Source organism: Sedimentibacter sp. B4 (genome assembly GCF_000309315.1).
GTDB lineage: Bacteria > Bacillota > Clostridia > Tissierellales > Sedimentibacteraceae > Sedimentibacter > Sedimentibacter saalensis.
The window spans coordinates 22,853-34,379 of the sequence record NZ_CANG01000027.1 but is presented as its reverse complement, the minus strand read 5'-3'; the positions used below and the strand labels follow the sequence as shown (position 1 = coordinate 34,379).

Annotated in this window: 11 protein-coding genes; 10 read left to right on the top strand and 1 reads right to left on the bottom strand. The window is 36.3% G+C overall.

The features are described 5' to 3' along the window. Window positions 1-147 precede the first annotated feature (147 nt). The 9 genes from scfB to BN358_RS04735 all read left to right on the top strand — a co-directional run bounded on the left by scfB (window position 148) and on the right by BN358_RS04735 (window position 9,746). Window positions 148-1,485, top strand: coding sequence for a thioether cross-link-forming SCIFF peptide maturase (gene scfB / locus BN358_RS04775; RefSeq protein ID WP_019228154.1), 1,338 nt, complete (start codon window positions 148-150; stop codon window positions 1,483-1,485). A gap of 110 nt (window positions 1,486-1,595) precedes the next feature. Further along, the gene (locus tag BN358_RS22240; RefSeq protein ID WP_019228153.1) at window positions 1,596-2,072 is read left to right on the top strand and encodes a lipopolysaccharide assembly LapA domain-containing protein; all 477 of its coding nucleotides are present in this window, start codon (window positions 1,596-1,598) and stop codon (window positions 2,070-2,072) included. Next, window positions 2,050-3,975, top strand: a complete 1,926-nt coding sequence (gene recJ, locus BN358_RS04765; protein WP_019228152.1) for a single-stranded-DNA-specific exonuclease RecJ — start codon at window positions 2,050-2,052, stop codon at window positions 3,973-3,975. Before BN358_RS22240 ends, recJ begins: the two co-directional genes overlap by 23 nt. A gap of 21 nt (window positions 3,976-3,996) precedes the next feature. Beyond that, on the top strand, window positions 3,997-4,512 hold the full coding sequence (locus BN358_RS04760) for an adenine phosphoribosyltransferase (protein WP_019228151.1): 516 nt from the start codon (window positions 3,997-3,999) through the stop codon (window positions 4,510-4,512). Window positions 4,513-4,633: 121 nt separating this feature from the next. Further along, on the top strand, window positions 4,634-6,820 hold the full coding sequence (locus BN358_RS04755) for a bifunctional (p)ppGpp synthetase/guanosine-3',5'-bis(diphosphate) 3'-pyrophosphohydrolase (RefSeq protein WP_019228150.1): 2,187 nt from the start codon (window positions 4,634-4,636) through the stop codon (window positions 6,818-6,820). Window positions 6,821-6,903: 83 nt separating this feature from the next. After that, window positions 6,904-7,353 (top strand): D-aminoacyl-tRNA deacylase, encoded by a 450-nt coding sequence (gene dtd, locus BN358_RS04750; RefSeq protein WP_019228149.1) that lies wholly within the window; start codon window positions 6,904-6,906, stop codon window positions 7,351-7,353. Between the two features lie 9 nt (window positions 7,354-7,362). Further along, entirely contained in the window at window positions 7,363-7,983 is a 621-nt protein-coding gene (locus tag BN358_RS04745; RefSeq protein ID WP_019228148.1) for an MBL fold metallo-hydrolase, read from the top strand. 9 nt (window positions 7,984-7,992) lie between these two features. After that, window positions 7,993-9,489 (top strand): coproporphyrinogen dehydrogenase HemZ, encoded by a 1,497-nt coding sequence (gene hemZ, locus BN358_RS04740; protein WP_019228147.1) that lies wholly within the window; start codon window positions 7,993-7,995, stop codon window positions 9,487-9,489. After that, window positions 9,486-9,746, top strand: coding sequence for a thioredoxin family protein (locus BN358_RS04735; RefSeq protein WP_019228146.1), 261 nt, complete (start codon window positions 9,486-9,488; stop codon window positions 9,744-9,746). Before hemZ ends, BN358_RS04735 begins: the two co-directional genes overlap by 4 nt. 60 nt (window positions 9,747-9,806) lie before the next feature. Here the strand turns inward: BN358_RS04735 and BN358_RS04730 are convergent, their stop codons facing one another. Next, on the bottom strand, window positions 9,807-10,217 hold the full coding sequence (locus tag BN358_RS04730; RefSeq protein ID WP_019228145.1) for a DUF1622 domain-containing protein: 411 nt from the start codon (window positions 10,215-10,217) through the stop codon (window positions 9,807-9,809). Between the two features lie 179 nt (window positions 10,218-10,396). On the opposite strand from BN358_RS04730, the gene pdaA reads away from it, so the two are divergent. Further along, entirely contained in the window at window positions 10,397-11,203 is an 807-nt protein-coding gene (pdaA, locus tag BN358_RS04725) for a delta-lactam-biosynthetic de-N-acetylase (protein WP_019228144.1), read from the top strand. The last annotated feature ends 324 nt before the right edge of the window (window positions 11,204-11,527 follow it).

Below are 11,527 nucleotides of genomic sequence, written 5' to 3'. Positions count from 1 at the left end.
CGAGGATTGCAAAGGACGGGACGTCCTTGCCGTTAAGGGGGGTGCTCAGTAAAAATACGTTAGTATTTTTACGCCGAAGGGGGACATAGGTCGCCATAGCGGAGTTGCGGAGCAACTTTTTATGTTAAAGGAAAAACGGAGGAAACAATGATACACATATTTAAAATGAACGACATGCATTTTGCCCTGGACACAAGTAGCGGACTGGTTCATGTTGTTGACGAAGTAATATATGATTTGCTGACAGATGAAAATTTCAAAAATGAAGATAACGTAAATGAAATTAAGAATAAATACGGAGCAGAAACAACTGATGAAGCTGTTTCTGAAATCAATTATTTAATCCATCACAAAATGCTTTACACTGATGACGCAAATGCAGTGAATAAAATAAAGCCTGCCATAAAGGCGATGTGCCTGAACATGACACATGACTGCAACTTAAGATGCGAGTATTGTTTTGCTTCTCAGGGAAGCTACAACGGTGAAAGAAGCTACCTGAGTTTTGAAACAGGCAAGAAAGCATTTGATTTTCTTGTTAAAAGTTCAGGCAAGAGAGTGAACCTTGAAGTTGATTTCTTCGGCGGTGAGCCTCTCATGAATTTTGAAACAATAAAAAAACTTGTTGACTATGCCAGAAGTCTTGAAAAACAGCACAACAAGCATTTCAGATTCACTACAACAACAAACGGTTTGCTTTTAGATGATGAAAAAATAGACTACCTCAATGAAAACATGGACAATGTGGTATTGAGCATAGACGGAAGAAAAGAAACAAACGACCACATGAGAAAGACCGTGAATCAAAAGGGAAGCTACGATGTAATCACTGAAAATTTTAAAAAATTTGTTTCAAAGAGAATGGACAAGGATTATTTTGCAAGAGGAACATACACTGCTTACAACCTTGACTTCTCAGAAGATGTAAAACACATGAGAGATCTTGGATTTGACAAAATTTCTGTTGAGCCTGTTGTTGCAAAACCTGAAGAAAAATATGCACTTAAGGAAGAGCATCTTGATATTCTGAAGGCTGAATATGAAAAGCTTGCAAAGCTGTACCTTGATTCATACGACAGCAAGGATAAAAAGTTCCAGTTCTTCCACTTCAACATCGAACTTGACGGAGGACCGTGCATTTACAAAAGAAGCATTGGCTGCGGAGCAGGAACTGAATATGTGGCTGTTACTCCCGAGGGAGATTTATATCCATGCCATCAGTTTGTTGGACAGGAAGAATTCATCATAGGCAATGTTGATGAAGGAATTGTGAAAGATGAAATAATTGACATGTTCAAAAACGTATCTGTAAACGAAAAGCCTGTATGCAGGGATTGCTGGGCAAAATATTACTGCAGCGGCGGCTGCCATGCAAATGCATACAATTTCAACAAGGATTTCAAAGTTCCTTACAGTGTAGGTTGTGAACTTGAGAAAAAGAGAATTGAATGCTCAATTTATATAAAGGCCAGATTAGCCCAGTAAATTGCAGAAATATTGGTTTAAAAGCAAAAAATAGTGGTAAATATATATTGATGTATAGTATAATGTAGGTGATTATAAACAAATAAAGTTTACCTGAGAGGAGTGTTACTATGCAAATTGGTTTTATTTTAATACTGGTAATTGCAATTTTTGTTGCAATATTTTCCATTCAAAACGGAACGCCGGTTCCTGTTGATTTATTCCTTGCTCGTTATGAAATGCCTCTTGCATTAGTCATGATGGCGTGTATAATAATAGGCGCTGTAATTGTTCTGATTTTAGGAACATCAAGACAGTTCAAGAAAAGATCTGAAGGCAAGGAAATGAAGAACAAACTCAAGACGTTTGAAAATGAGAAACTTCAATTTGAAAACAATGCAAAAACAATGGAAACAGAAATACAGTCCCTTAAGGACAACAATGCCGCACTCATTGCAAAGGCCACTGAATTCGAGGAAAAACTGAAACTCAAAGATGACCACATTGCACTTCTTACAAAAGAAATTGATGAGATGAAAACAAAATCCAATATAAATATTAATGAAGGCGCTGATCCAAATTCAAATGATGAAAAAAGTGAAGCTTAAAGTTAATGAATTTGAACAATCTGAAATAGATGAAATAAAAAACAACTTCAATTTATCAGACATTTCTTCAAAGATACTTTTAAGCAGAAATATACGAACACACGAGGAAATAGAACAATTTCTTAATCCGGATTTCAAATATTTTGAAGATGCTGCACATTACAAGGATCTGGTGAAAGGCTGCCAAAGGATTCTACAAGCAATTGACAATGGCGAAAGAATTTTAATATACGGCGATTACGATGTGGACGGTATTACATCCATAAGCCAGTTTTTTATTCTTTTGTCAAAAGCGGGAGCAAAAGTAGACTACTACGTTCCGGAAAGAGAAAGTGAAGGCTACGGATTAAGCACGGATTTTGTCAACTGCCTGAAAACCGGAGATATAAAAGCTGATTTATTGATAACTGTTGACTGCGGAATTGCTGAAGTAGAAAAAATAAAGGAAATTACAAACTTCAGCAAGGATGTAATCATTTTGGATCATCATCAATGTAAGGAAGAAATTCCAGATGCATATGCCGTAATAAACCCAAAACAAAAAGATTGTCCGTCGAAAAACAAGCAGTTGTGCGCGTCAGGACTGTCTTTTAAATTTTTGAAGCATTTGAACACATATCTAAAAATAGAAGATATAGAAGATGTGCTTCTTGAACTTGCATGTCTTGGAACAATTGCAGACATAGTGGATCTCATTGGAGACAACAGGATTATAGCAAGCAACGGACTTAAGAAAATAAATGACACCAGAATAATTGGACTCAAAAAACTCATTGAAGTTTCCGGAATAAATGTAAAGGAAATTGAATCCTATCACATTGGATTTATTATAGCTCCAAGAATAAATGCAGCAGGCAGAATGGACTCTGCTAAAAAAGCAATCGAACTCATGCTCACAAATGATGATGAAGAAGCTGAAAAACTTGCTTTTGAACTGGAAAGCTTAAATGTACTCAGAAAACAAACTGAGCAGGAAATATTTGATGAGGCCGTTAAAAAAATTGAAACTAATTTTCTATACAAAAAAAACGCAATAGTTGTTTATGGAGATAACTGGCATGAAGGAGTTCTTGGAATCGTAGCGTCAAAGCTTACTGAAAAATACGAAAGACCAAGCATTGTGATTTCAGTGAAGGATGGAATAGGCAAGGGCTCTGCAAGAAGCCTTGAATATCTGGACATTTTCGAAGCATTCAAAAAAAACGACTTGTACCTTGAGAAATATGGAGGGCACAAGCTTGCTGCAGGATTGACTATTTCGGAAAAAAACATAAGCAGTTTTGCAAATGCACTGAACAGCTATATTGGGAACATCAGTTTAAGCCATTTTGATTACAGGGAAATCGAGTCTGATGCAATGCTTAAAATTTCTGACGTGAATTTCAGCCTGTATGAAGAAATAAACAAATTCGAACCATTCGGTGCCGGAAATCATAAACCTGTATTGATTCTTAAAAATGTAGCGATGAAAAATATCAAAAAGGTAGGCAGAAACGGAAACCACTTAAGTTTTGTTCTTTCTGATGAAGGCATGGACATACCTGTAATTGGGTTCGGAAAAATAAACATATTGGAAAAGGTACTTACAAGACCACCTTCCTATGCAGTGACTTTGAGCCTCAATGAATTCAACGGCAAAAAAAGCATGCAACTGGTGCTCTTAAATGTTGAGGAAAGAGAAGAACTCGATTACAAAATAGATGACGAAAAAGTCAGAATGCTTAACTCCATACTCAACAAAACAAAGTCGAAAATTATCAAGACCGATATTTTTGTGCTGGTAGACAGGTTTAATCATTTATATAATGCTAAGATAACAGCAGATGAAATAATATGCATACTTAAAAAGGCTAATAATATACAATATGCTTTAAAAAATGACATGTTGTACATAAAAAAATAATCATCTCAATTTGGAGGAGTTATGGATTTAAAAGAAAAGATCAGAGTGATAGACGGTTTTCCTGTAGATGGAATAAGCTTTAAAGATATTACCACATTGTTAAAGGATGCGGGGGCACTTAACGAATGCATAAAGCAAATGGCTGAAAGATTCAAGGATACTGAGGTTGACATTATAGTGGGACCTGAATCAAGAGGTTTCATCCTGGCAACACCCCTTGCTTATGTAATGAACACAGGATTTGTTCCCGTGAGAAAACCGGGAAAACTTCCCGGAGAAACAATAAGATATGAATACTCACTGGAATATGGAATGGATTCTCTTGAAATACACAAAGATGCTATAAAGCCTGGACAAAAGGTTCTCATTATTGATGACCTTCTTGCTACGGGAGGTACAATGTTTGCAGCTGCCAAGCTTGTGGAAAAGCTGGGCGGAGATGTTGTAGGCCTTGGATTTTTAATAGAGCTAGAAGATTTGAACGGAAGAGAAAAACTTTCTGATTATAAAGTTGAATCGTTGGTAAAATACAATTAATACAATTAAGAATTAAGAATGAAGAGTGAAGAATTGTGGAAGGAATTTTGCTCTGCAAAATTCCATCAATTAATTCTTAATTCTTAACTCTTAATTCTTCATTAGAGAAGAGGTGAGCACAATGTTGGAAAATATAATCAATCAAATAGAATCATACAATCCCAATGCAGATGTTTCAGTTGTTGCCAAGGCATACAACTATGCGGAAATGGCACATTCAAATGCACAGACTAGATTTTCAGGTGAAAGATACTTCATTCACCCTTACAATGTTGCGCTCATTCTGGCAGATCTGCACGTTGACGTACAGACAATTGCAGCAGGACTACTGCATGATGTTGTTGAGGACACGGGAATAACCTATGATGATATTAAAAGAGAATTCGGTGAAGAAATAGCCAATATGGTGGACGGCGTCACAAAGCTTAGCAAAGTCAAGTACAGAAACAAGGAAGAGCGCCAGGCAGAATCACTAAGAAAGATGATTATTGCCATGTCTAAGGACATAAGGGTCGTAATCATAAAACTGGCCGACCGTCTGCACAACATCAGGACTCTTCAGTACATGCCAAAGGAAAAACAATATCAAAAAGCAATGGAGACAATAGAAATATATGCTCCCATTGCTAACCGACTTGGTATTGCTTCCATAAAGTGGGAGCTTGAAGATCTGAGTTTGAAATATATTGATCCTGAAGGCTACCAGGATTTGCTTGAAAAGGTACAGCAAAAAAGCGAGCAAAGAAAGGATTACATTTCCCGCATCATATCAGTAATGCAGGAAAAGTTAAGTGAGGCAGGAATAGAAGCAGATATAAAGGGAAGGCCTAAGAGCCTTTACAGCATTTATAAAAAAATGTATTTCAAAAACAGGGCTTTTGAACAGATTTATGACTTGATTGCTGTGAGAATAATTGTTGACAGCATCAAGGACTGCTATGGAGCATTGGGAACAATGCACACACTTTGGAAGCCAATTCCGGGAAGATTCAAGGATTATATTGCAATGCCGAAACCCAACATGTACCAGTCACTGCACACAACAGTCATAGGACCTGCAGGGGAGCCTTTTGAAATTCAAATAAGAACCCTTGAAATGCACAGAACTGCTGAATACGGTATAGCAGCTCACTGGAAATACAAAGAAGGAATAGATGAGCAGACAAATTACGAAGAAAAATTAAACTGGCTGAGACAAATGCTTGAGTGGCAGCAGGAAACTAATGATCCGGCAGAATTTATGGAAACATTGAAAATTGATCTTTATGCAGATGAAGTGTTTGTGTTCACCCCTAAGGGAGAAGTTGTAAACATTCCTACAGGATCAACACCAATTGACTTTGCATACAGAGTCCACTCAGCTGTAGGAAATAAATGCGTTGGTGCAAAGGTAAACGGCAGGATTGTGCCTATTGACACAAAACTTAAAACTGGAGATCAAATTGAAATATTAACTTCTCAGTCAAGTGCAGGACCAAGCAGAGACTGGCTTAAAATAGCAGCTTCAAGTCAGGCAAAATCAAAAATCAGGAAGTTTTTCAAAGAAAGAGACAAAGATTTCAATGTTGAAAAAGGCAAGGAGCTTGTTGAAAGAGAAGTAAAGAAACAAGGTTACCAGGTATCTGATTTGTTGAAGGACGACTGGCTTAAATTTGTTGCCGACAAGTACAGCATGTTCACTGCTAACAATCTTTATGCAGCTGTTGGCAATGGAGGCATTACAGAAAATCAGATAGTAAACAGGCTTAAGCTTTTGTACATGGAAAAAAACAAGGATAAAATTGAGCTTGAGAAAATAGAAAACCTTGAGAAAAATACAAACATTACCAGCAAGACTCCATCAAGGATAGAAAAACATGCTTCAGGTGTTATAATAAAGGGAATTGACAACGTGAAGGTTCGTTTTTCCAAGTGCTGCAGTCCTGTTCCGGGAGATGCCATAGTAGGCTACATTACAAGAGGAAGAGGAGTGTCTGTTCACAGGGCAGACTGCACAAACATTCACGACCTTACAGATTCTGAAGATCAAAGGTTCATAGAAGTTGAGTGGGATTACGGCAAGAAGGCTACATTCGTAAGCGAGCTGCAAATAAAGGCGCTTGACAGACCAAGGCTTCTTCAGGATTTAACAGCTCTATATGCTGAGGCAAAGCTGAACGCTGTTTCTCTTAACCTGAGGATTACCAAGGACAGGGTTGCCATAGTAGACATTGGTTTTGAAATAAATGAAACAAAACAAATTGAAGATTTGATGAAAAAAATAAAAAAACTTGACGGTGTTCTTGAAGTGTACAGAAACAAAAAATAGATGATAATATTGAAAATGCTGTATTGCCGCAAGGTGATGCGGATTTTCTTTTATAAATCAGAAAACAGTAAGCAGGTGATTTAGTGAGAGGCGTTGTACAGCGTGTCAAACGCGCCAAGGTATCGGTTGATGATAAGGCAATAGGTCAAATTGACCATGGAATAATGCTTTTGCTTGGTGTAGAAGAAGACGATGAAGAAAAAGATTTGGAGTACATGTGCGACAAGGTTGTTAATCTGAGAATATTTGAAGATGAAGAAGGAAAGATGAACAAAAGCGTCCTGGACGTTTGTGGAAGTCTTCTTGTAGTTTCTCAGTTTACACTTTTAGGAGATGCAAGAAAAGGCAGGAGACCAAGCTTTATTCAAGCAGCACGTCCTGAAAAAGCAGTACCCATGTATGAAAAATTCATTGAAAACATGATAAAATCAGGATTGAAAACACAGACAGGCGAATTTGGTGCCGACATGCAGGTAGAGCTTGTAAATGACGGACCGGTCACAATTTTGCTTGACAGCAAAAAAACTTTTTAGGAGGAAATTATGATATTTGAAGCAATGACAGTGGGCTCGTATTACTCAAACTGCTACATAGTGGCAAGCGACAGTACAAAAGAAGCTGCAATAATAGACCCGGGAGCCGATTTTAGTAAAATTGACCAGAAAATAATTGAGCTGGGATTAAATCCTAAGATGATAATACTGACCCATGCTCACGGTGACCACATTTGTGCCGTAAAGGAACTTATTGAAAAATACAACGCAAAAGTCTGCATACACGAAATTGATGCCCTGGCTTTATCAGACAGCAAAATAAATTTTTCAAAGGTATTGTTCGGAAAAGATATATCCATTGATGCTGATGTAAAGTTGAAAGACGGTGATGTTCTTGAGCTGGGAGACCTTAAGCTTGAAATAATTCACACTCCAGGACACACAAAAGGCGGCATATGCATCAAAGTCGGAAATATAATGATGACAGGGGATACTCTTTTTAACAATTCTATAGGAAGAACAGATTTTCCGGGAGGATCTTTTGAAGAAATAATTGATTCCATACAGGAGAAAATATTCAAGTACGACGAAGACATCATAATATATCCGGGACACAATTCTCCTTCAACAATAAAATCTGAAAAACTGAGCAATCCTTTTGTCAATTAAGGAGAAGTGATGCTTAGATTTTATTTTTCAGGTCATAACTTTGAATATGAAGCAAGAAATGCCCTAAGGGTTTTTGACCTTAACATTGATTATGATGTTAAAAATATGGATGCAGAAGAGCCTGACTATCAGTGTGAATATTCTCTTGTTTCAACTTTGGAAGAACAAGAAGGAGCATATATAAGTACAGCTGTTTTGTACCGAAAAAATGAAAAGATTCATGAAAAAAGCTTTAAAAGCTATGAAATAATCCTAGAAAAAGAAAATGACAGGAAGATGAAAAAAACTCTTGTTACAAAATCTATTCACAATGTTTTGAAAAGCCACTACTCAATTGTTCCTGACTACGGTATATTAACGGGTGTAAGAGTTGTGAAAATACTCATAGCATCAAGGCAGTACGGAAGAAGCGATTCTGAAATAACACGAATACTCAAAAACACATATGAAGTAACTGATGAAAAAATTGAACTTTTATGGGATATACTAAACATAGAAGAAAAATACATAAATGAAAAAATGAACAAAGAAAATTACAATTTGTATATTGGAATTCCATTTTGCCCTACTAAGTGCAGCTATTGTTCATTCACATCATTTATAAATTGTGGTCAGAAAAAAATTTATGATTATGTTGATGTACTTGTAAAGGAAATTCACGCAACAATTAAAATGGCAAAAGACAGGAATTTAAAGCTGCATTCTGTTTATATAGGTGGAGGAACTCCTTCTGTTCTTAATATAGAGCAAATTGATAAATTGTTTGCAGCAATTAAAAGTCATTATGATTTGAACAGCATAAGAGAAATAACATTTGAAGCAGGAAGGCCTGATACAATAACGTTAGAAAAACTTCAGTGCCTTAAAAACAACAAAGTCACAAGAATAAGCATCAATCCTCAGTCCATGAATGAAAAAACTCTCCTTTCCATGGGAAGGAATCACAATACAGAAGATATTTTAGAAAAATACCATTTGGCAAGAAACATCGGTTTTGATTGTATTAACATGGATATAATACTGGGTCTGCCCGGTGAAAATGAAGAAGATGCACTTAATACCATCGAAAAAGTTGTGAACCTGAAACCTGAAAATATCACGGTTCATTCACTGGCCTACAAGAAAAATGCAGAGCTTACAAGAGAAAGTTCACAGTATTTAAAAGATTACAACTTGATGAGACTTATGCATGATGAGGTAGGAGAAAGCTGCAGAAAAAACGGCTACAAACCATACTACATGTACAGGCAAAAAAATATAAAGGGCAATTCTGAAAATGTGGGATATTGCCTACCTGCAAAGGAAAGCATATATAACATGATAATAATTGAAGAGCTTGAAACCATACTTGCCTGCGGTATCGGTGGATCCAGCAAAATTATGACAGAGAACAACCATCACGAGCCTCTTCGCAATTTCAAGAGCCTGGAGGAATACATAAGCCGAATTGATGAAATATTGGAAAAGAAGAAAAATTTGTTAAATAGTTCATTGGAGGGTATATGAAGAAGTTAACTATGTTTTATTTGGAAAATTGTCCTCACTGCAGACGTGCATACAGCATGATCGAGGAACTTAAAAGTCAAAATCCGAAATATTCAAATGTTAATATTGAGTTTGTTGAGGAATCAAAAAATGTACAAATAGCCAGTACCCATGACTACTATTACGTACCTGCGTTCTTCCTTGATGGGGATAAACTGTTTGAAGGTGTACCGTCAATTGATAAAATAGAAGAAGTGTTGAAAAAAGCAACAGCATAAAGGTTGTTTGCAACTACTATAGACCTACAAAATAAAAGAACAGCCGCTTAGCGGCTGTTTTTAATTTTCATGATTTTCATCTTCATGAGAATTTTTTTCAATTACCTGTTTTATTTTGTTTGCAAATTTCATTTCCTTGAAATGATTTGCTCTTTTAGAGTCAGACTCTATTTCCCAATGAATAATCAATGTGAGAGCAGCTCTTAAAACAACTATTGATGCAAGTATTATGAGCTCGTCAATAGTCCTTATTACAAGGGTCTTAAGAATCTCCGCACCGAGTTTAAACTCCAAAGCCATTGCAAGAGCCTGAGAAAATTCAATTTTTACGGTTTCATCCGAAAAGTTGAAGAATCTCAGAGCATATTTTACGAATGCTATTAAGGCAGAAAATACTATTATAAATACTCCGATTAACTCCAATACATGTGCAATGTTAGGGACTAGTGTTGAAATAAGATGTTCTAGCATAAGTTCCTCCGTTTTTTAAATCAAATGCACTGAAAACATTTACTTACTATTATAAATCATTTCAAGCAGTATGTCAAAGGTACATGCATTGTTTTTGAAGATAAATTTTGTATATAATTCCTTTTTTTATATTCATAAATTGTCCATTTGTTTATATAAATGAATAAAGGGGTGGAAATATGATAATAAGAATTAAAAAAAGGAATCTGGCAATTATTTTAAGCTGTATGTTGCTGATGATAATTATTTTTGCATATGAAACAATCAGTAATTTTTCTGTGTCCGTATCTGCAGGAATTTCAAACTGGGGGCTTAAGTTCAATGAAAGCGGCACAACTCCCATAGGCAATGAAACAAGAGATTATCTAAAAAAATATAATGCATATTATGCGGGAAATAATGATGAGAAAGTTATTTTTCTTACTTTTGATGCTGGTTATGAGAATGGATACACGCAGGATATTCTTGACACGCTGAAGAAACATGATGTTAAAGCTGCATTCTTCCTGGTTGGGCATTATATTGAAAAGGAACCTGGACTGGTGAAAAGGATGATTGAGGAAGGGCATATTGTGGGAAACCACACATACAGCCATCCAGACATGTCAAAAATTGCTGATGCAGACTCTTTCAAAAAGGAACTTAATTCTCTGGAAGACATATACAAACAAACAACCGGGCAGGATATGCCCAAGTATTACAGACCTCCTCAGGGGAAATTCAACGAAGAAAATCTTAAGATGGCAAATGAGATGGGATATAAAACAATATTCTGGAGCCTTGCATACCAGGACTGGTCAAATGACAAGCAGCCCACCAGAGAGACAGCCTTTGAAAAATTAATACCCCGCATTCATCCAGGAGCAGTTGTACTTTTGCACAGCACTTCAAAAACAAATTCCGAAATTTTAGATGAGCTACTTACTAAGTGGAAAGAAATGGGCTACACATTTAAAACAATTGACGAACTGGTGCAAGGCAATTAAGAATTAAGAATGAAGAGTGAAAAATTAATGGTAGGAATTGCGCTAAAGCGCAATTCCTTCTTTTAATTCTTAATTCTTAACTCTTAATTCTTAATTAACGAAGTTTTTGTTGTTGACAAATAATTTTTAATGTGTTAATTTTAATGTAAACAAATTGCTTGGGGAAGAGTAATCATAAAGAATTAATTACAGCAAGACAGGGACGATGGAAGCCTGTTATTAACTTGTGGTGAAGACACCTCTATTACAGCAGTTACTTAATTGAGAGGGACTATTTATAGTCCAAGTAGGGTGGCAACGCGGGTTATACTCGTCCCTAAGGGG